The organism is Streptomyces sp. NPDC018964 (assembly GCF_044390325.1).
Taxonomy (GTDB): domain Bacteria; phylum Actinomycetota; class Actinomycetes; order Streptomycetales; family Streptomycetaceae; genus Streptomyces.
The window spans coordinates 43771-63747 of record NZ_JBIRYZ010000010.1 but is presented as its reverse complement, the minus strand read 5'-3'; the positions used below and the strand labels follow the sequence as shown (position 1 = coordinate 63747).

16 protein-coding genes and 1 pseudogene are annotated in these 19977 nt (G+C 71.0%); 8 read left to right on the top strand and 9 right to left on the bottom strand.

Annotated elements, in window-relative coordinates; genetic code table 11:
- Positions 1 to 50 precede the first annotated feature (50 nt).
- A complete protein-coding gene (locus ACH5AO_RS18645) occupies positions 51 to 2378 on the top strand; it encodes a hypothetical protein (RefSeq protein ID WP_398925891.1) in 2328 nt (775 codons plus the stop codon).
- 408 nt (positions 2379 to 2786) lie between these two features.
- On the top strand, positions 2787 to 3275 hold the full coding sequence (locus ACH5AO_RS18640; protein ID WP_398925889.1) for a hypothetical protein: 489 nt from the start codon (positions 2787 to 2789) through the stop codon (positions 3273 to 3275).
- 16 nt (positions 3276 to 3291) lie between these two features.
- Here the strand turns inward: ACH5AO_RS18640 and ACH5AO_RS18635 are convergent, their stop codons facing one another.
- The gene (locus tag ACH5AO_RS18635; protein ID WP_398925888.1) at positions 3292 to 3684 is read right to left on the bottom strand and encodes a cupin domain-containing protein; all 393 of its coding nucleotides are present in this window, start codon (positions 3682 to 3684) and stop codon (positions 3292 to 3294) included.
- Positions 3685 to 3735: 51 nt separating this feature from the next.
- Here ACH5AO_RS18635 and ACH5AO_RS18630 point away from each other — a divergent pair.
- Positions 3736 to 4739, top strand: a pseudogene (locus ACH5AO_RS18630) (GlxA family transcriptional regulator).
- Complete coding sequence (locus ACH5AO_RS18625; RefSeq protein ID WP_398925886.1) at positions 4736 to 5236, top strand: LURP-one-related/scramblase family protein; 501 nt, start codon at positions 4736 to 4738, stop codon at positions 5234 to 5236. Before ACH5AO_RS18630 ends, ACH5AO_RS18625 begins: the two are co-directional and overlap by 4 nt.
- Before the next feature lie 11 nt (positions 5237 to 5247).
- Here ACH5AO_RS18625 and ACH5AO_RS18620 read toward each other — a convergent pair whose 3' ends face one another.
- A complete protein-coding gene (locus ACH5AO_RS18620) occupies positions 5248 to 6042 on the bottom strand; it encodes a carbon-nitrogen family hydrolase (RefSeq protein WP_398925884.1) in 795 nt (264 codons plus the stop codon).
- Between the two features lie 183 nt (positions 6043 to 6225).
- On the opposite strand from ACH5AO_RS18620, the gene ACH5AO_RS18615 reads away from it, so the two are divergent.
- Positions 6226 to 7050, top strand: coding sequence for a maleylpyruvate isomerase family mycothiol-dependent enzyme (locus ACH5AO_RS18615; protein WP_398925882.1), 825 nt, complete (start codon positions 6226 to 6228; stop codon positions 7048 to 7050).
- A 138-nt stretch (positions 7051 to 7188) separates the two neighbouring features.
- Here the strand turns inward: ACH5AO_RS18615 and ACH5AO_RS18610 are convergent, their stop codons facing one another.
- On the bottom strand, positions 7189 to 8502 hold the full coding sequence (locus ACH5AO_RS18610; protein WP_398925880.1) for a nitrate/nitrite transporter: 1314 nt from the start codon (positions 8500 to 8502) through the stop codon (positions 7189 to 7191).
- A complete protein-coding gene (locus tag ACH5AO_RS18605; protein ID WP_398925878.1) occupies positions 8499 to 9155 on the bottom strand; it encodes a GntR family transcriptional regulator in 657 nt (218 codons plus the stop codon). The genes ACH5AO_RS18610 and ACH5AO_RS18605 overlap by 4 nt, the downstream gene beginning before the upstream one ends.
- 280 nt (positions 9156 to 9435) lie before the next feature.
- On the opposite strand from ACH5AO_RS18605, the gene ACH5AO_RS18600 reads away from it, so the two are divergent.
- Together ACH5AO_RS18600 and ACH5AO_RS18595 are read left to right on the top strand one after the other, a co-directional pair.
- A complete protein-coding gene (locus ACH5AO_RS18600; protein ID WP_398925876.1) occupies positions 9436 to 10335 on the top strand; it encodes a D-alanyl-D-alanine carboxypeptidase family protein in 900 nt (299 codons plus the stop codon).
- A gap of 250 nt (positions 10336 to 10585) precedes the next feature.
- On the top strand, positions 10586 to 11536 hold the full coding sequence (locus ACH5AO_RS18595; protein ID WP_398925874.1) for a Bro-N domain-containing protein: 951 nt from the start codon (positions 10586 to 10588) through the stop codon (positions 11534 to 11536).
- A gap of 85 nt (positions 11537 to 11621) precedes the next feature.
- Here ACH5AO_RS18595 and ACH5AO_RS18590 read toward each other — a convergent pair whose 3' ends face one another.
- From ACH5AO_RS18590 to ACH5AO_RS18575, 4 genes are all read right to left on the bottom strand, one after another.
- On the bottom strand, positions 11622 to 13028 hold the full coding sequence (locus ACH5AO_RS18590; RefSeq protein WP_398925872.1) for a dihydrolipoamide acetyltransferase family protein: 1407 nt from the start codon (positions 13026 to 13028) through the stop codon (positions 11622 to 11624).
- 11 nt (positions 13029 to 13039) lie between these two features.
- Complete coding sequence (locus ACH5AO_RS18585) at positions 13040 to 14032, bottom strand: alpha-ketoacid dehydrogenase subunit beta (protein ID WP_217127327.1); 993 nt, start codon at positions 14030 to 14032, stop codon at positions 13040 to 13042.
- 1 nt (position 14033) lies between these two features.
- On the bottom strand, positions 14034 to 15254 hold the full coding sequence (gene pdhA, locus ACH5AO_RS18580) for a pyruvate dehydrogenase (acetyl-transferring) E1 component subunit alpha (protein WP_398925870.1): 1221 nt from the start codon (positions 15252 to 15254) through the stop codon (positions 14034 to 14036).
- 391 nt (positions 15255 to 15645) lie between these two features.
- Positions 15646 to 17280: a protein kinase gene (locus ACH5AO_RS18575; RefSeq protein WP_398925868.1), complete on the bottom strand. Its 1635-nt coding sequence runs from the start codon at positions 17278 to 17280 to the stop codon at positions 15646 to 15648.
- Positions 17281 to 17626: 346 nt separating this feature from the next.
- Between ACH5AO_RS18575 and ACH5AO_RS18570 the strand changes: the two genes are divergently transcribed.
- Positions 17627 to 19270 carry a protein kinase gene (locus tag ACH5AO_RS18570; protein WP_398925866.1) on the top strand — a complete coding sequence of 548 codons (1644 nt, stop codon included), beginning with the start codon at positions 17627 to 17629 and terminating at the stop codon, positions 19268 to 19270.
- A 121-nt stretch (positions 19271 to 19391) separates the two neighbouring features.
- Here the strand turns inward: ACH5AO_RS18570 and ACH5AO_RS18565 are convergent, their stop codons facing one another.
- Positions 19392 to 19937: a bacterial proteasome activator family protein gene (locus ACH5AO_RS18565; RefSeq protein ID WP_398925864.1), complete on the bottom strand. Its 546-nt coding sequence runs from the start codon at positions 19935 to 19937 to the stop codon at positions 19392 to 19394.
- Positions 19938 to 19977: the final 40 nt, after the last annotated feature.

Here is a 19977-nt window from a genome sequence, read left to right as displayed (position 1 = left end):
TTGGCCTCGCCGGCCTGCCCTGTCCGTTCCCGTATCCGGAGGTCTCACCCATGCCCGTTCACGCCCCCCGCTCCTTCACCGTGCAGTGGGGTTCCGAATCCGTACTGGTGTCCAACGTCGAGCCCGAGCTGCCGGTCGCGACCGCGGACGCGGACCTCACGAAGGTGGTCGAGGCGGGCCGGGCCAACCCGGTGACGCTGCTGCCGGAAGCCGCCTGGCAGGCCGTCGCCCGCGCCACGACCAGCCCCGACGGCGTCGCGGTGCAGCTGCGGCCCACCGCCGCCGAGCCCGCCGGACTGCTGATGGTGGAGAACGTCGACGGCGCGACCCTGCGTTCGGTCGTCACTCGCGTCCACCTCAGTGAGATGCTCCCCGGCATCCAGCCTCGTACCGGGATGGAGGTCATGGAGATCCCGGACCCCCAGGTCCAGGGGCTCACGGACGCCGACCGCCCCTGCGCCATCGTGCGCTACCGGTACCAGGACTTCGCCCACCTGCGGAACCATGTGTGGCAGACCATCCACGGCACGCTGTCGCTCAACAGCTACGCACCTTCCATCCTGGCCCGTAAGGTCACCCGCAACCTCATCGCACACCCCGTCGAGATCACCTTCGAGGACGGCACCGAGTCCTTCCACGCCCTCGTCGTACGGGACGGCATCACCCGGCTCGCGAGCGCCTGGTCCGTCCTCGCCGGGCCGGACGCGGACGCGGCGGAGACCGCCGAGCTCGCGGTGGACTCCCTCTTCGGCAAGAACATCGCCGTAACGGCGGCGCAGGGCGGCAGCCCGTTCGGGCAGCGCCTTGCCGCAAGCCGGGAGAAGTGGCGCCGGACGCTCCGGGAGGAGTTCGCCCGGGGCATCGCCGAGCAGCAGCCCGGGACGCGCACCGCCCAGATCGCCCAGACCTCCGTCCTCCCGGCCCAGATCGCCGTCGGAGCGGAGGGGCACCCCGGGCACCTGCTGGCCGCCGAGGACATCTTCGACGACGCGATCCGCTCCGTACTGGCCTCGGTGCACGTCGAGTTCAAACAGTGGGACACGGCCGCCCAGAACGTCGAGGTCGCCACGCGTGCCCTCAAGCGCGTGATCCAGCTCGGTGATTCCCTGGTGCCCAAGGACGATCTCCAGACCGTCTACGGTCTGGCCGTCGGCCGCATCCCCGTGGGGGAGCTGCCGAGGGTGTTCGCCGGCGACGCAGGCTCCGAGCCTCCCGGCACCGCCCTGTGGCGCAGCGTCTACCTGGTGCACGCCCTGACCCGGCCGGAGCTGCTGGAGCCCTTGAAGGACCAGGCCAAGGCCATCAAGGGAGGCAAGCGCATGGGCCTGAAGGGATTCGCGGAACTGCTCGGTCCGCTGATCGACCTGCCGTGGCGCTCGCACAAGAAGCACGTCACCACCCAGGCGCGCAACGCCTGGAACAACGGCGGTGTCCTGACCTCCGACGTCATCCAGGAGTGGGAGCCGTGCCCCACGGACGACTTCACGAGCCTGGTGAAGCCCGCCCTGGCCGGTGACACCGACGCGCGCTGCACCCTGGCCGTGGCCGGAGGCGTGGCGCTGATCGCCGACAAGCTCCTCACCCGGAACGTCGGTTCGGCCCTCATGGCCGCCAAGGAGAAGGGCGGCGTCCCGTTCCGCGCCGACGTCAACCAGGTCGTCGAGGACCTGTCCCAGCAGCACAACGAGCTGGGACTGTGGACCCTCGCTCTGGCCGCGAACCGGTTCCGCAGCGACGCCCTGCCGGAGAACGCCGTGACGATGCGCCAGCTCATCCACAAGCAGAAGACAGGAGGCGCTCCCGGCACGCCGTACGTGCACTTCAAGGTCGACCTGAACAGCCCCGACCTGATCGAGCGTGATGCCGACGGGGTGCCCGTGACGCTGTACCAGTGGGACGTCGTCTGGGCCTCGAACCCGGAACGCGCCCTCAAGGCGCACCCCCCGAAGGCACCCCTCGTTCCGCGCCCGTCGGGCCCGGTGACCGGCTCGGCGCCGGAGGCCGCCGGAAGTGGATCCGCGGAGGCAGACGGGAGTACGCCGGGCGGGGCCCACGACGACACGGACCCCGGCACGAGCGCCCCGTCCCCGGACCCGGACGGACCGCACGAGGCGCACCGGCCCGCCAGCCAGCGCGCCGCCGAACACCGGCTGGTCCTGCGGCAGAGCATCACGGACGCCCGGGACTCCCTCGACCGGCTGCTCCTCCTCGAACCAGAGGTCGGCAACCACACCCCCATCGTCCCGGTGGGCGTCCTGGACGAGCTCCACATGCTGCTCATCGGCCTGCAGACGGACGTGGAGAACCTGCGCCGGAGGGCCACCCGGGAAGAGACGGTGCCGGAGGACGAGGAGGATCCGGAGGAAGGGGGGGCATGAGCTCCCGCCGTGCCTGGTCCGTGCGCATGAGGACCAGCAGCCCTTGCCGGTCGGCTCGGAGACTCGGGCGCGGGCGCGGGCGCGTCGGCAGGGTGGGAACGTGAGGACGGCGTCGTTCATACTTCGGACCTGCCGGCCGCGTACGAGGGCCGGGATCGTACGCGTGTGACACGGGCAAGGGGGCGACGGTTGACCGCGAACGGGAACGGGACCACCGAGGACGGAACGGCGCGGGAGTTCCAGGCGCTACCGGGACGCACGGAGGACCGGTGGGAAGCGTTCTCCAGGCGTCTGACAGACGTGGTCCGGCTCCTCGGGCTGGATGTCCCCCCGGTGCCGGATCCCTCTGACCGATGGACTTGGGAGCGCCGCGTCCGGACCGCGTTGCGTGAAGTCTGCCGCCGAGGCGTGGACCTGCCCGAGGACGCTTTCGACGTGCTGATCGAGGCGGCCGTCCACGATCCCGATCCGAGCTTCAACCGTCAGTTCGTCGAGCCGGCGCTGAACGCGTTCGGGCAGCGCCGTGTCCAGGCCGCGCTGCTCGACTGCCTGCGAACGGGCACGAATGCCGATCGGGCGGGTGCCGCGCGGGCCTGGTACTGGTCGGCCCTGCCCGCGCGGATGCCCCTCGTACGGGCGGAGGACCCCGACGCCGCCGAGCGGGCGGAACCCGATGAGGACGCGGACATCCCGGCCGAGTGGCGGGAGGCCGCGCTGCGTGAGTTCGTGAGCAACGAGCACCTGGACGTCCGGCGTTGTCTCCTTCCCGGACTGCCCCTGCGGAAGTCGGCCCATCCGCCGGAACTGCACGACCTGGTGGACGCGGCGGTGAGGATCGCCCGGTCCCATCCGGACGCGTACATCCGCCACCGCGTGGAACACCAGGTCGGCGGCTGACACCCCGCACCACCGGTCAGCCGAGCGCGTGTCCGGTCGTCGTGTCCACGTGGGCCGGGACCTCGTCGTGGCGGTCGCCGGTGGTGAGGGTGCCGGTGGGCTCGAAGAGGAGGATGGCGGTGGGGGCGGGCGCGTGCGGCTTGTGCTCGGTGCCGCGGGGGACCGTGAACACGGAGCCCTTCGGGAGGACGACCGTGCGCTCGCCGGCCGGCTCGCGCAGCGAGATGTGCAGTTCGCCGTCGAGGACGAGGAAGAACTCGTCGGTGTGGTCGTGCGCGTGCCAGACGTGCTCGCCCTCCACCTTGGCGACGCGTACGTCGTAGTCGTTGACGGCGGTGACGATGCGGGGGCTCCACCGCTCCGTGAAGGAGGCGAGGGCGCGGTCGAGGGAGACGGGTTCCTGTGCCATGCCGTCAGCGTCGTCGATGCGCCGGCACCGGGCCAGTGCCAGAAATCGCGCATGCCGCAAGGATCCTCTCAGTCCCCGCGCACCCACCGCGTCGCCGTGATCGTCGACGAGGGCACCAATCCGTTCGAGGTCGGCGTGGCCACCGAGCTGTTCGGGCTGCCCCGGCCGAACTGGGCATGCCGTGTGCGCCCTACCGGGTGACGTTGTGCACGCCCACGCCGGAGGTGCCCATGAACCACGGGTTCTTCACGATGACCGGGGTGGCCGGGCTGGACGCCGTGGACGACGCCGACACCCTCGTCGTGCCCGGGCGGCCGGACAACGTCGTACCGCGCGGAGAGGCGGTCCTCGACGCGATCCGGCGCGCCCACGCGCGGGGCGCCCGTCTCGTCAGCTTCTGCACCGGCACCTTCGCCCTCGCCGAGGCGGGTCTGCTCGACGGGCGCCGCGCCGCGACGCACTGGATGTGGGTGGACGCCTTCCGGGAGCTGCACCCGAAGGTGCTGCTGGAGCCGGACGTGCTGTTCGTGGACGACGGGGACGTCCTCACCGCCGCGGGCAGCTCCGCCGTGCTGGACCTGGGGCTGCACCTGTGGCGCCGGGACCACGGGGCCGAGACCGCCAACGCGGTCTCCCGGCGCCTGGTGTTCGCCGCGCACCGGGACGGCGGGCAGCGGCAGTTCGTGGAACGTCCGGTTCCGGCCGTGCCGGACGAGTCGTTGGGGCCGTTGCTGGCGTGGGCGCAGGCACGGCTGGCCGAACCGCTGACGGTGGCGGACCTGGCGGCGCGGGCGGCGGTGAGCCCGGCCACCCTGCACCGGCGGTTCCGCGCGCAGCTCGGCACGACGCCGCTCGCGTGGCTGACCGGTGAGCGCGTGGCGCTGGCGTGCCGGCTCATCGAGCGGGGGGAGCGGCGGCTGGACGTGGTGGCCGCGCGCAGCGGCCTGGGGACGGCGGCGAACCTGCGGGCGCGGCTGCGGCGCGGGACGGGACTCAGCCCGTCGGCCTACCGGCGGCGTTTCGGAACGCCCGGAGGGGAAGCCCTCGTGCCATGAGATTCCTTGTGCGGGACCGGATCCTCGGGATCGGGGACGACTACTGGATCGAGGACGACCACGGGAACAAGGTCTTCCTCGTCGACGGCAAGGCGATGCGGCTGCGGGACACCTTCGAGCTGAAGGACACCGGGGGGCGCGTCCTCATCGACATCCGGCAGAAGATGTTCGCCCTGCGGGACACGATGGTGATCGAGCGCGGCGGGGAGCCGCTGGCGACGGTCCGGCGCAAGCGGCTGTCGCTGCTGCGCAACCACTACCGGGTCGCCCTGGCGGACGGCGGCACCGAGCTGGACGTCAGCGGCCGGATCCTCGACCGGGAGTTCGCCGTCGAGTACGACGGCGAACTGCTCGCCGTGATCTCCCGGCGGCTGCTGACCCTGCGGGACACCTACGCCGTCGACGTCGTGCGCGAGGACGCGGACCCGGCGCTGCTGATCGCGGTGGCGGTGTGCGTGATCCACCTGGCGGAGAAGGAGCGGGAGGGGGAGGAGTAGGGGCTCCCTTGTCAGTGGCGGGGGCGGTCCAGGCCCAGGACGCGGTCCTTGAGGGCCGGGAAGCGTTCGCGGGTGCCCGCCACCGTGGCCGGGTCGAAGTCGACCGTGAGGACCTCCTCGCCGGGGCCCGCCTCCGCCAGGACCTCGCCCCACGGATCCACCACGATCGAGTGACCCGCCTGCGGAACCCCCGCGTGGGTCCCGGCCGTTCCACACGCGAGGACGAACGCCTGGTTCTCCACCGCCCGTGCCCGGGCCAGGAGCGTCCAGTGGGACCGGCGGCGCTCCGGCCAGCCCGCCGGGACGACGAGGGTCTCGGCGCCGGCGGCGACGAGACCGCGGAAGAGTTCGGGGAAACGGAGGTCGTAGCAGGTCGCCACGCCGACGACGGTGTGCGGCAGGCGGACGGTCACCAGTGCGTCGCCCGCCCCCATCAGCACGGCCTCGCCCTTGTCGAAGCCGAAGCGGTGGATCTTGCGGTAGGCGGCGGCCAGGTCGCCGGAGGGGGAGAAGACGAGGGAGGTGTTGTAGAGGGTGCCGTCAGGGGCACGCTCGGGGATCGAGCCCGCGTGCAGCCACACGCCCGCGTCGCTCGCGGCCTTGGCCATCGCCTCGAAGGTCGGCCCCTCGAGGGGTTCCGCCTCGTCGGCGAACCGCTCGTACGCGAACGCGCCCGTGGTCCACAGCTCCGGCAGCACGACGAGGTCGGCCCCGGCCTGATCCCGTACCGTCCCGGCGACCCGCAGCCGACGCGATTCGGTCGATTCGTCCTCGTTCACGGCGACTTGGAGCAAGGAAGCGCGCACACTACCACCGTCCTGGCATTCGGCCCGCGTACACGGGCCTACGATCGTCACACGAAAGCACTGCCGGGGTGCCTCACAGCAGCGTAACTTAGCGTCCCGAGACACCCGCCGAGTGCAGCCACCGCCCACTGGCACCGCCGCCACAACCTGCCCGTGTACCGACCGCCGAGGGGTCCCGTTTCCGTGAGCCTGCATCCCGCCCTCCAGCCCTACGCCGACGCCTGGACCCACTCCATCGAGGCGATATCCGAGCTGGTGCAGCCGCTCCCGGAGGCCGACTGGAACCGGCGGACGCCGTGCCCGGGCTGGTCGGTCCGCGACATCGTCTCGCACGTCATCGGCCTGGACTCCGAGATGTACGGCGACCCCCGCCCCATCCACACCCTGCCGCGCGACCTGTTCCACGTCACCAACGACCACCAGCGGTACATGGAGATGCAGGTCGACGTGCGCCGCCACCACACGGCGCCGGAGATGACCTCCGAGCTGGAGCTCATGATCATCCGTCGCAACCGCCAGCTGCGGAACGAGAACCGTGAGCCCGGCACCACGGTGCGCGGCCCGCTCGGCACGGAGCTGACGCTGGAGGAGTCCATGCGGCGGCACGCCTTCGCGGTGTGGGCGCACGAGCAGGACCTGCGCACGGCCCTCGGCCACCCCGGCAACCTCGACTCCCCCGGCGCGTACATCGCCCGTGACGTGCTGCTCGCCGAGCTGCCGCGCGTGGTCGCCGAGCTGGCACAGGCGCCGCGCAGCTCGGCCGTGGTCATCGACGTCCACGGTCCGGTGGAGTTCCTGCGCACGATCCGCGTCGACATCCAGGGCCGGGGCACCCTGGAAACGGCCCCGGCCCTCGGCCCGGCCGCCTCCCTCGCCCTCGACTGGGAGACCTACGTCCGCCTGGCCTGCGGCAGGGTGACGGCGGAAGCGGTGGCGGACCGGGTGAAGACGGAGGGCGACCAGGACCTGGCGGCGGCGATCCTGAGGTACTTCGCGGTCACCCCGTAATGGTCGCGGGCAGTCGTGCCTCCCCCAGTGCCTTAAGGGCCTGGGAGGTACCCCCAGGGCGGCACGGGTGGGCGCGACGGCATCCCGGCAAGCGCCGGGCCGCGCGACCCACCCCCGCCCAGCGACGACACCGGGCACCTACACAGGCACGTGCACCGAACTCACCCGGCTCGCGACCAACCGCTCCCGCTCCGCCCGAGCCGCCCGCCTCCGCAACCGCAGAATCTGGGTGACACCCAACACCTGCAGCACGAACACGGACGAGAAGGCGACGGCGTAGTCGTCCCCCGTCGCGTCCAGCAGCACCCCGACCGCGAACAACGTCGTCATGGAGGCCACGAAGCCCCCCATGTTCGTGATCCCCGACGCCGTCCCCTGCCGCTCGGCCGGATTCGCCGGCCGCGCGAAGTCGAACCCGATCATCGACGCCGGCCCGCAGGCCCCCAGCACCACGCACAACACCACCAGCAGCCACATCGGCGCCGTGTCCGCCGGATAGACCAGCGTCGCGGCCCACAGCACCGCCGTCGCCCCCACCGTCCCCAGCGCCAGCGGCAGCCGCGCCCCATGGTGCCGGGCGATGACCTGGCCGTAGACGAGCCCGAAGGCCATGTTGGACAGCACGACGAGGGTCAGCAGCTCACCGGCGACCGCCCGCGACAGCCCCTGCGCCTCCACCAGGAACGGCATCCCCCACAGCAGCAGGAACACCATCGCCGGGAACTGGGTGGTGAAGTGCACCCACAGCCCCAGCCGCGTCCCCGGCTCCCGCCAGGAGGCGGCGATCTGCCGGCGCACGTAAGCGGCCCCCTGGTGCGGGACCGGCTCCGGTTCGTACCCCTCGGGATGGTCCTTGAGGAAGAACAGGAGCAGCACGAACACCACGACACCGGCCAGCGCGCTGCCCGCGAACGCCGCCGTCCAGCCGACGCCGTGCAGCAGCCGCGCGATGACCAGCGTGGAGACGAGGTTCCCGGCCATTCCGGCCAGCCCCGCCATCTGCGCGACCAGCGGCCCGCGCCGGGCCGGGAACCACCGGGTGCCCAGCCGCAGCACGCTGATGAACGTCATCGCGTCACCGCAGCCGAGCAGCGCCCGCGAGGCGAGCGCCATGCCGTACGACGGTGAGAACGCGAAGCCCAGCTGCCCGGCCGTGAACAGCACGACGCCGATGCCCAGCACCTTCCTGGTGCCGAGCCGGTCGACGAGCAGCCCGACGGGTATCTGCATGCCGGCGTAGACCAGCAGCTGGAGGATGGAGAAGGTGGACAGGGCGGAGGCGCCCACGCCGAAGCGGTCGGCGGCGTCGAGGCCGGCCACGCCCAGCGACGTGCGGAAGATGACGGCGACGAAGTAGACGGAGACGCCGATCCCCCACACGGCGAGGGCGCGCCGTCCGCCGGGAGGGTCCCCGGGCAGCGTGCCGGACGCCTTCGTACGCGTGCCGCTCATCGCACCTCGCCCCGGGCCAGGTGGGAGAACCAGCCGACGTGCCGGTGCACGACCTCGACGGCCGCCTCCGCGTCGCCGGAGCGCAGCGCCCGGAGGATCTCACCGTGTTCGGCGAGGGTCTTGGCGATCCGGTCGGGGTGGGAGTGCATCACGGCGACGCCCATCCGCAGCTGGCGGTCGCGGAGCTGGTCGTAGAGGCGGGAGAGGATCTCGTTGCCGCCGCTGCGGACGATCTCGGCGTGGAAGCACCGGTCGGTGACGGAGGCCGCGGCGAAGTCACCGGCGGCGGCCTGCTCCTTCTGCCGGGCGAGCAGCTCCTCGAGGCGCTCGATGAGTCCGGGCGGCGCGGGTACGGCCTTCCTGGCGGCGTGCTCCTCGACGAGCAGCCGGGTCTCGACGACGTCGGCGATCTCCTGCGCGGAGACGGGCAGGACGAGGGCGCCCTTCTTCGGGTAGAGCTTGATCAGCCCTTCGGCCTCCAGCCGCAGCAGCGCCTCGCGCACGGGGGTCCGCGAGACCCCCACGGCCTCGGCCAGCTCGCCCTCGGTGAGCAGCGTCCCGCCCTCGTAACGGCGCTCCAGGACGCCCTGCTTGACGTGGGTGTAGACGCGGTCGGTGGCGGGTGGTCGCTTCACGGTGGTCGGACTGCTCATGCGGACAGGATAGATACAACACGTACGCGTGGAAGTCCTCGTCCACGATGCGGATACGGGCGCCGTTCAGCAGCAGTCGCGGGACCCGGCCGCCACTCACCGCTCCGCCGTCCGGAAGCGGGGGCGTCCCGTCGCCCTCGACGAGGAGAACCCTGGATCTCCCGCCCTCGTACAACCATCCGTGCCTCGCACGAGTCACACAGGTGCGGCCCCGTCATGTGTGGTCGCACCTCAACTCGGCCGCAGCGTACGGTCATTCCAGGTAATCGGGGTATTCGACTTGAAGATCGACATTCAGGGCATCCGTGTCCGCAGAGCCGTCGGCGTCGCCGTGACCACCGGCGCCGTGCTCGCCTCCGGCGCCCTCTACGCGGCACCCGCGCAGGCCGCCGCCGCGCCCACGATCGTCGCCAAGGGCGGCTACGTGATGAACAACGCGAACGGCAAGTCGCTGTACACGAAGGCGGCGGACACGCGCCGTTCGACCGGCTCGACGACGAAGATCATGACCGCGAAGGTCGTGCTCGCGCAGAAGAACCTGAACCTGGACGCCAAGGTCACGATCCAGATGGCGTACAGCGACTACATCGTGAAGAACAACGCCTCGTCGGCGCGGCTGATCGTCGGCGACAAGGTCACCGTGCGCCAGCTGCTGTACGGGCTGATGCTGCCGTCCGGCTGTGACGCGGCGTACGCGCTGGCGGACAAGTTCGGTTCGGGCTCGACGCGTTCGGCCCGCGTGAAGTCGTTCATCGGCAAGATGAACTCCGAGGCGAAGAAGCTGGGCCTGAAGAACACCCACTTCGACTCCTTCGACGGCATCGGGAAGGGCAGCAACTACTCGACGCCGCGCGATCTGACGAAGATCGCGAGCAGCGCGATGAAGAACTCCACGTTCCGCTCGATCGTGAAGACGAAGAAGTACACGGCGAAGACCAAGACGAAGACGGGTAGCACCCGCACGATGGCGCCGTGGACCAACACGAACACGCTGCTCAGCAACTACAGCGGCACGATCGGCGTGAAGACCGGCTCGGGCCCGGAGGCCAAGTACTGCCTGGTCTTCGCCGCGACCCGGAACGGCAAGACGGTCATCGGCACGGTCCTCGCCTCGTCGTCCTCCACCCAGCGCGAGAAGGACGCCAAAAAGCTCCTGGGCTACGGCTTCGGCAAGATCTGACATCACCGAACCGGGAAGGGGCCCACCCGCACGGGTGGGCCCCTTCCGCATGCCTCGCACGGCCTTCGTATGGGGCTACGAGAGATGTCGTCGCGCCGCCGATCCCGCTCGCGCCGGGCACTCGCCATACACGTCGCCACAAGCCGGCACAGCGGCTTTCCTTCACGTTCGCTCGCAGTCGTGAACATCATCGAACTGGCTGGCATATGCGTTCCACCCCGCCCTACGTTCCGCAGCGGAGGTAATTCACATGAACGAACCCAGCAAGCGACCGAACTCCGCCGAGCGGCACGAGGCCATCGACGTCAGCGACTTCGTCTACGCGGCAACCGGCGCCCGGGTGCGGAGGCTGACGATGCCGGACGGGACGCACTGGTTCCCGGCGGTGGACGTCTGCAAGGAACTCGGCCACACCAACTCCCGGAAGGCACTCGCAGACCATGTCCCCGACGAGCACCGAGAGTGTATCGAGACCGTAACTGGAGGTTACGGTCTCAGCATTCCCGCAGGTAGGGAGTGGCGTCGAGACTTGCAAGTCATCTCTCTCCAAGGTCTCATCCTCCTCGTCAACGCCTGCACGAAACCGTCCTGCGCCCCCTTCAAGCAGTGGGTCGCCGAGGTGATCGAGACCGTCCAGCGCGAGGGTTCGTACACTCTCGACGAGGCCGAGGTGCAGCCCTCCGAGCCCGGCGCCCCCATCGCCTACGCCATGCCGGAGCAGGTCGCCGAGGCCATCGTCCGGCTGGAGACGCACAACCTCCAGCTGGACGAGAAACTGGCCGCCGGGCAGCGCGAGTCGATCGCTTTGCAGAAGGAGACGGTGACCCTGCAGAGGGAACTGCTGGTCACCCAGCAGGCCATGGTCCGGGCGATGGAACGCATCGCGGACCGGTTCGACACCCTCGTCCTCGAACGTCGGACGCCCACGGCCCTCCTCACCGCGCGGCCCACCACCGAGTCGGTGCTGGCCGACTGGCGGCAGCGGCTGTCCGTGACCGAGGACGTGCGGGCGGTGGCCGTGGTGATCGCGCCGGTGCTCGTCGAGCAGGGTGAGCTACGGGAGCCGCTGGAGTCGATCGCCGCCCGTACGGGGCTCTCCGTCCGACGCGTCAACGACTGTCTCCGGCTGCTGCGCAAGCACGCCTGCATCCGCTCGCGGGGTGGGGCCGAGGACGGGGCTCCGGTGTACGTGCTCTCATAGACCGGCCGGCACACGGCAGGAGGGGCGTCGCAATCCGAACTTGCGGCGCCCCTTCTGCTCTCGTGAATCTAGCGGTTCGTGGGCGTCAGGCCCAGCTGATCAGCCGCTTCGGCTGCTCCAGGATCGCCGCCACGTCGGCCAGGACCTTGGAGCCCAGCTCGCCGTCGACCAGGCGGTGGTCGAAGGAGAGGGCCAGGGTGGTGACCTGGCGGGGCTTGACCTTGCCCTTGTGGACCCACGGCTGGAGCTTGATCGCGCCGACCGCGAGGATCGCGGACTCGCCGGGGTTGAGGATCGGCGTGCCCGTGTCGACGCCGAAGACGCCGACATTGGTGATCGTGACCGTGCCCGCCTGCATGGCGGACGGGGAGGTCCTGCCCTCGCGGGCCGTGGAGACCAGTTCGCCCAGGGACTCGGCCAGCTGCGGCAGCGTCTTGGCGTGAGCGTCCTTGATGTTCGGCACGATCAGGCCGCGCGGGGTGGCCGCCGCGATGCCCAGGTTGACGTAGTGCTTGACCACGATCTCCTGGGCCGCCTCGTCCCAGGAGGCGTTGATCTCCGGGTTCCGCTTGATCGCGACCAGCAGTGCCTTGGCGATCAGCAGCAGGGGGTTCACGCGCAGGCCCGTGAACTCCTTGTCCCGCTTCAGCTCCTCGACCAGCTTCATCGTCCGCGTCACGTCCACCGTCACGAACTCCGTGACGTGCGGCGCCGTGAACGCCGAGCCGACCATCGCCGCCGCCGTGGCCTTGCGGACCCCCTTGACCGGGATGCGGGTCTCGCGGGCCGTGTCGTACGACACCGGGGCGGCCGGAGCCTGTGGGGCGGGTGCGGACACGGGGGCGGGCTGCTCCCGCGGGGCCTGGACCGCCGCCACCGCCGCGTGGACGTCCTCGCGGGTGATGATGCCGTCCGGGCCGGTCGGGGTGACCGTCGTCAGGTCGACGCCCAGGTCCTTCGCCAGCTTGCGCACCGGGGGCTTCGCCAGCGGGCGCTCCTGGGCGACGGCGGGGGCACTGTGGCCGTTCAGCTCCTGCTGGACCGCTGCCGCCGCCTGACGGACGGCGGCGTCCGGGGCCGGCGCCTTGCGGGGGCGGCGGCGCGTCGAGGACGTCGCCACGCCGTAGCCGACCAGGACCGGCTGACGGGCCGCCGGCCGCTCCTCGGGCGTCACGGTCTCCTCGGCGGGAGCGGGGGCGGGTGCCTCCTCCCGTGCCTCCGGCGCCGCGCCGCCCGCGACGTCCACCGCGATGATGGACGTACCCACGTCGACCGTGGTGCCCTCGGGGAAGTGCAGCGCGCGGACCACGCCGTCGTAGGGGATGGGCAGCTCGACGGCCGCCTTCGCCGTCTCGACCTCGCAGACCACCTGGCCGTCGGTGACCGTGTCACCCGGCTGGACATACCACTTGAGGATCTCGGCCTCGGTGAGACCCTCACCCACGTCCGGCATCTTGAACTCGCGTACGGACGCGTCAGTCATCGTCGTCACGACCCTCTCCCTCAGTACGCCAGCGAGCGGTCGACGGCGTCGAGCACCCGGTCCAGGTCCGGGAGGTAGGACTCCTCCAGACGGGCCGGCGGGTACGGGGCGTGGTAACCGCCCACCCGCAGCACCGGGGCCTCCAGGTGGTAGAAGCAGCGCTCCGTGATCCGCGCGGCGATCTCCGCGCCGGAACCGAAGAACACCGGTGCCTCGTGGACGACGACCAGGCGGCGGGTCTTCTCCACCGACGCCTGGATGGAGTCGAAGTCGATCGGGGAGACCGAGCGCAGGTCCAGCACCTCCAGGGAGCGGCCCTCCTCGGCCGCCGCACCGGCAACCTCCTGGCAGAGCTTCACCATCGGGCCGTACGCGGCGAGGGTGAGGTCCGTGCCCTCGCGCACCACGCGCGCGGTGTGCAGCGGGCCCGGGATCGCCTCGGTGTCGACCTCGGCCTTGTCCCAGTAGCGCCGCTTGGGCTCGAAGAAGATCACCGGGTCGTCGCTCTGGATGGCCTGCTGCATCATCCAGTACGCGTCCGACGCGTTCGACGGGGAGACCACCTTCAGGCCCGCCACGTGCGCGAACAGCGACTCCGGGGACTCGGAGTGGTGTTCCACCGCGCCGATGCCGCCGCCGTAGGGGATGCGCACGACGACGGGGAGCTTGACCTTGCCCAGCGAGCGGGCGTGCATCTTCGCGAGCTGCGTGACGATCTGGTCGTACGCCGGGAAGACAAAGCCGTCGAACTGGATCTCCACCACCGGCCGGTAGCCGCGCAGGGCCAGGCCGATCGCCGTACCGACGATGCCCGACTCGGCGAGCGGGGTGTCGATGACGCGGCTCTCGCCGAAGTCCTTCTGCAGCCCGTCCGTCACCCGGAACACGCCGCCGAGCTTGCCGACGTCCTCGCCCATGACGAGGACCTTGGGGTCCGTGTCCAGGGCGTGCCGCAGCGATTCGTTGATCGCCTTGGCCAGGGCCATGTTCTTGGAAGTCACGGTCTCCGCCATGTCACTTGCCCCCGTCCTCGTCCGCGAACGACGCCTGGTACGCGGCGAACTGCGCACGCTCCTCGTCCACGAGCGCGTGTCCGTCCGCGTACACGTTCTCGAAGATGGCGAAGTGGTCCGGGTCCGGCATGGCACGGACCGCTTCGCGCACTCGTTTGCCCAACGCCTCGCTCTCGGTCTCCAGTTCCGCGAAGAATCCCTCGTCCGCGTGGTTTGAGGCCTCGAGGTAGCGGCGAAGGCGGAGGATCGGGTCCTTGGCCTCCCAGGCCAGGCGCTCCTCGTCGCCCCGGTAGCGGGTCGGGTCGTCGGAGGTGGTGTGCGCGCCCATGCGGTACGTGAACGCCTCGACCAGCGTCGGGCCCTCACCGGCGCGCGCCCGCTCCAGGGCCCACTTGGTGACGGCCAGGTTCGCCAGCACGTCGTTGCCGTCCACCCGGACGCCCGGGAAGCCGAAGCCCTGCGCGCGCTGGTACAGCGGCACCCGGGACTGCTTCTCGGTCGGCTCGGAGATCGCCCACTGGTTGTTCTGGCAGAAGAACACCACGGGGGCGTTGTAGACCGCGGAGAAGGTGAAGGCCTCGGCCACGTCGCCCTGGCTGGACGCGCCGTCACCGAAGTAGGCGATGACCGCGCTGTCCGCGCCGTCCTTGGTGACGCCCATCGCGTAGCCCGTGGCGTGCAGGGCCTGCGAGCCGATGACGATCGTGTACAGGTGGAAGTTGTTGCCGTTCGGGTCCCAGCCGCCGTTGTTCACGCCGCGGAACATGCCGAGCAGGTTGGTCGGGTCCACCCCGCGGCACCACGCGACGCCGTGCTCGCGGTAGGTGGGGAAGACGTAGTCGTCGTCGCGCAGCGCCCGGCCGGAACCGATCTGCGCCGCCTCCTGGCCGAGCAGCGAGGCCCACAGGCCCAGCTCGCCCTGGCGCTGGAGCGCGGTGGCCTCGGCGTCGAAGCGGCGGGTGAGCACCATGTCGCGGTACAGGCCGCGCAGCTCGTCGGCGGTGATGCCGTCGACGTAACCGTCGAACTCGGCGTTCTTGACGCGCTCGCCCTCGGGCGTCAGCAGCTGGACGAGGCCCGGCTCGGCGCTCTTCCCGGCGCCGGCGGCCTTCTTGGCGGCGGCCTTCTTGGTGGTGCTGGTGGTGCGCTTGGTGCCGGTGGTGCCGGCCTTCGTTCCGGCGCTGCGTCGCGGTGTGCGCGCGGCAGTGCTCTCCACGGTCACGTGTGCTCCTCCGTCGGTCCGGCCCCCGGGGTTGCCGGTAGGCCAGTGCGGCTCACCTGTTCTCGACCACCGGGCACGGGGTGGGTGCCACTCGTCCGGGAACAGGCGTGACAGGTGCCCCGGCGAGCGCCCTGCAAGAGGCACGTTACCCAGTGCTCCACATCTCTGTGAAACCCCTCTGACCTGCGATTTTGCTTGGATTTCCAAGTAAATCGGGGAAGGTCCCGAAGGCGCGCTGGTCACAGCCTCGCAGGAGGCCGGAGCAACGGCACGTTATCCCGGTCACCCCGGGCACGGGAAGGGTCGAGTTTCGCGTCCGGAAGTGGTACGCCGCGCGGGGGTGGACGAGGGTGAGCAGGGGTGTGACCGGAGCAGCCGGTACGGCCGGGGGTCAGCCGGTCACACCTTCGAGGCTGCCCGCGCCGGCGTTCTCGCCGCCCGCGTCCGTGCCGCCGTTCTCCGTGCCGCCGTTCTCGGTGCCGCCGTCCCCCGTGCCACCGTCCCCGGTGCCGCCGTCCTCGGTACCGCCGTCCCCGGTGCCGCCGTCCTCGGTGCCGCCCGTCTGGGTCGGCTGCGCGGGCGTCGACGGGGCGCTCGGCGCCTCGCTCTCCGTCTCCGTGTACGTCGGCTCCTGGGGCGGCGTGTACGGCTGGTCCCAGTTCCCGCCCGATCCCGAACCCGGATCGGTCTCGGTCTCGGTGCCCGGGTCGGTCGTCTCCTCGGTGGCCTCGTCGCTCGGGCTCTCGCTGGACTTCTCGTCCTCGGTGCTCTGCGTCACGGAGGGAGACGGGTCGGTCTTGCCCCCGCCCCCGCCGTCGTCCTTGTTCAGCGCCAGCGCCACGCCCGCCGCGACGGCGATCACCGCGAGCACCGCGAGGATCCACAGCTTGCCGCGGCCGCTGCCCTTGTTGCCGTGGCCCTCGAAACCACCGTCGTCGCCGCCGTACCCGGAGGGCAGGATCGGCTGCGGGATCGCCGCCGTACCGGCGACGTCCGGGTGCGGCATCACGGTGGTGCCCGCGAAGCCGGCCGCCGGAGTGCGCGGGCCCTCGTGCGTCTCCACCGGGCCGGTGTTCCAGGTGCCGGTGTGACCGCCCTGCTCGTAGAGCATCTGCAGCGCGTACTGGATCAGCCCGCGCATCTCCTCGGCCGTCTGGAAGCGGTCGTCGGGCTCCTTGGCGAGGGAGCGCATGACCAGCCCGTCCAGCTCCGGCGGGCAGGCGTCGGAGGCCTCCGACGGGGGCGTGGGGATGTCCTGGACGTGCTGGTAGACCACCGACAGCGGCGTCTCACCGGTGAAGGGGGGCCGCAGCGCCAGCAGTTCGTACAGCAGGCAGCCGGTGGCGTACAGGTCGGACCGGTAGTCGACCGCCTTGCCGAGCGCCTGCTCCGGGGAGAGGTACTGCGGGGTGCCCATGACCATGCCGGTCTGGGTCATCGTCGTGGACGCGCCGTGCAGCGCGCGGGCGATGCCGAAGTCCATCACCTTCACGGCACCGTTGTGGGTGATGATGACGTTGGCCGGCTTGATGTCGCGGTGCACGATGCCGTGCTGGTGCGAGTAGGCGAGCGCCTCCAGGACGCCGGAGACGATGATCAGCGCCTGCTCGGGGCCCGGGGCCTCGGCGTTCATCAGCAGGTCGCGGATGGTGCGGCCCTCGACGATCTCCATCACGATGTACGGGACCGACTGGCCGCCGACGACGTCCTCGCCGGAGTCGTAGACGGCGACGATGGCGTGGTGGTTGAGACCGGCCACCGACTGCGCCTCGCGCGTGAAGCGCGCCTTGGAGACGGGGTCCTCGGCGAGGTCGGCGCGCAGCAGCTTGACGGCGACCGTGCGGCCGAGACGTACGTCCTCGGCGGCGAACACCTCGGCCATGCCGCCCCGGCCGAGCCGGTGGGTCAGCCGGTACCGGCCGTCGCCGACGAGCCCGCCGTTGCCCCAGTTGTCCGGCGCGTCCGAGATGCCGCCGCCAGTCGCCTCGGGGTCGGACGGGCCCTGAGCGCGCTGCTGCTGTGCCATCAGTCCTCGCCGTCGTTTCTGCCCGCGGTGCGCGCGGTGTTGTCACGGTCTTCGTCGGCCACGCTACAGCCTCAGCGTGTGCCCCCGGTCCGAGACGGGCTGCCTGGACCGGCACGAGACGGACCGGCCATGAAACCCGCACTCCGTACTGTCGTGCAAATTCCGTGTACCGGCAGTACGACCGCTGTAACGCTTCCGCGACGCTTCCTTCGCGTACGGTCACGGAACGGGCACCGCGCTTGACGTGTCAGTGGCCTGGGGCAGACTTGGCCGGGAATAGCGCATGGGATCTACGACGGTTCGGCCACCGACGGCGGCGCCGGAGAGGCTACGGGGGACGCGGAACATGAGCCAGCACGGCGCACAAGGCCACAACGCGGGGCGGGCGCTCGCCGGCGGACGTTACCAACTGCGGGACCTGCTCGGCCAGGGCGGCATGGCCTCGGTCCACCTCGCCTACGACAGTGTGCTCGACCGCCAGGTCGCCATCAAGACGTTGCACACGGAACTGGGCAGGGAACAGGCCTTCCGTGAGCGCTTCCGCCGCGAGGCCCAGTCCGTGGCGAAGCTCACGCACACCAACATCGTCTCGGTCTTCGACACGGGCGAGGACGACGTCGACGGCATGACGACGCCGTACATCGTCATGGAGTACGTCGAGGGCCGCCCGCTCGGCTCCGTGTTCGACGAGGACGTGCGGCAGCAGGGCGCGATGCCCGCCGACAAGGCACTGAAGATCACCGCGGACGTCCTGGCGGCGCTGGAGATCAGCCACGAGATGGGGCTGGTCCACCGCGACATCAAGCCGGGCAACGTGATGATGACCAAGCGCGGCGTGGTCAAGGTCATGGACTTCGGCATCGCCCGCGCCATGCAGTCCGGTGTGACGTCGATGACACAGACCGGCATGGTCGTCGGCACCCCGCAGTACCTCTCCCCGGAGCAGGCGCTCGGCCGGGGCGTGGACGCCCGCTCCGACCTCTACTCGGTCGGCATCATGCTGTTCCAGCTGGTCACCGGGCGGCTGCCGTTCGACGCGGACTCGCCGCTGGCCATCGCGTACGCGCACGTGCAGGAGGAGCCGCCGGTCGCGTCCTCGATCAACCGCTCGCTGCCGCCGGCCGTGGACGCGCTGATCGCCCGTGCGCTGAAGAAGAATCCGAACGAGCGCTTCCCCAACGCGGAGTCCATGCGCGGGGAGTGCCTGCGGGTGGCGCAGTCCTTCCAGCCGGCCCCGCCGAGCATCGTGCCGGGCGCGCAGGCGCAGAGCGGCGCGGGCGTCGGTTCCGCGGTGTTCCCGCCGGTCGACCGCGCGGCCCCGCCGCCCACGGGCAACGTGCAGACGCCGTACCAGCCGACGCCCCACCCCTACGGCACCCCGGCGCCGTCCCCCGCGTACGGCTATCCGCAGCAGGGCGGCTACCAGACGCCCACCCCGTCGCCGTACGCTCCGCAGCCGGGGCCGCAGACCCCGCCGCCGTACAACATCACGCCTCAGACGTCCGGACCGAGCGGCTCGGGCGGCTCGAGTGGCGGCCGGAACAAGCCGGTGATCATCGGGTCGGTCGTCGTCTCGCTCGTCGCCGTCGGCGGGCTGATCGCGGCGCTGATGATGAACGGCGACAAGGACGATCCACAGGCCGGCGGCGGAGGCGGTGCTTCGGCGTCGGCGTCGGCGACCAAGGCGGAGGGCTACCGCGGACCCGACACGTCGAAGGTGATCGACAAGGAGGAGTGCGAGGAGCCGCAGGAGTCGTACAACGACCCCGACAAGGTCCGGCTGCCGAACTTCAAGTTCAAGTACATCGGGTCGGTCAAGGAGTGCTTCCAGGCCGCCGGCTGGAGCGACATCAAGATCCTCAACGTGGACGAGAACACCTACGGCGAGGGATCCGTCCGGGACCAGTTCCCGCCCGCGGGCACGGACGTCGACCCCGAGGACATGCCGCAGATCACGCTCAAGGTCTCGACGGGCAACCCTCCGTCCTGACCCCGGCCGTACGCGACACGGCGGAGGGGCCCGGCATCGGATGCCGGGCCCCTTTCGTGTCGTCCGTGTCGCTCGTGTCGTCCGTGTCGCTCTTGTCGTCCGGGCAGGGACGGTGGGGTGGTTACAGGTACGGGCCGCCCGAGCGGCCGCCCATGTGCGGGTCCTCCTGGCCGTCGCCGGCGCCGGGCGGGAGGGCGCGGCGCATCTGCTCCAACTGGGCGCGTGCGGCCATCTGCTGGGCGAAGAGCGTGGTCTGGATGCCGTGGAACAGGCCCTCCAGCCAGCCCACCAGCTGGGCCTGCGCGATCCGCAGCTCGGCGTCGCTCGGGGTGGTCTCGTCCGTGAAGGGCAGGGAGAGCCGTTCCAGCTCCTCGACCAGCTCCGGGGCCAGGCCGTCCTCCAGTTCCTTCACCGAACTGGCGTGGATCTCCTTGAGGCGGACCCGGCTGGCCTCGTCCAGGGGAGCCGCGCGCACTTCCTCCAGCAGCTGCTTGATCATGCTGCCGATCCGCATGACCTTCGCCGGCTGCTCCACCTGTTCCGTGAGCGGGGTCTCGCGGGAGTCCTCGTCCCCACCGCCGCCGCCGGCGCCGAGCGCCATGCCGTCCTGGCCGACGACCAGGATCTGCGGATTCTCCGGCGATCGTTCGTTCCTCGGCATCTCCATGCCGCCATTGTCGCGCACGACCGGGTGCCGTTCGGGCGGT

Bases quoted from the DNA above. Each gene is read 5' to 3' on its own strand.
- ACH5AO_RS18610 (WP_398925880.1), bottom strand. From the start codon at position 8,502: ATGAGCGGCACGCGTACGAAGGCGTCCGGCACGCTGCCCGGGGACCCT.
- ACH5AO_RS18570 (WP_398925866.1), top strand. From the start codon at position 17,627: ATGAGCCAGCACGGCGCACAAGGCCACAACGCGGGGCGGGCGCTCGCC.
- ACH5AO_RS18645 (WP_398925891.1), top strand. From the start codon at position 51: ATGCCCGTTCACGCCCCCCGCTCCTTCACCGTGCAGTGGGGTTCCGAA.
- ACH5AO_RS18565 (WP_398925864.1), bottom strand. From the start codon at position 19,937: ATGGAGATGCCGAGGAACGAACGATCGCCGGAGAATCCGCAGATCCTG.
- ACH5AO_RS18585 (WP_217127327.1), bottom strand. From the start codon at position 14,032: ATGGCGGAGACCGTGACTTCCAAGAACATGGCCCTGGCCAAGGCGATC.
- ACH5AO_RS18605 (WP_398925878.1), bottom strand. From the start codon at position 9,155: ATGAGCAGTCCGACCACCGTGAAGCGACCACCCGCCACCGACCGCGTC.
- ACH5AO_RS18595 (WP_398925874.1), top strand. From the start codon at position 10,586: ATGAACGAACCCAGCAAGCGACCGAACTCCGCCGAGCGGCACGAGGCC.
- ACH5AO_RS18625 (WP_398925886.1), top strand. From the start codon at position 4,736: ATGAGATTCCTTGTGCGGGACCGGATCCTCGGGATCGGGGACGACTAC.
- ACH5AO_RS18575 (WP_398925868.1), bottom strand. From the start codon at position 17,280: ATGGCACAGCAGCAGCGCGCTCAGGGCCCGTCCGACCCCGAGGCGACT.
- ACH5AO_RS18635 (WP_398925888.1), bottom strand. From the start codon at position 3,684: ATGGCACAGGAACCCGTCTCCCTCGACCGCGCCCTCGCCTCCTTCACG.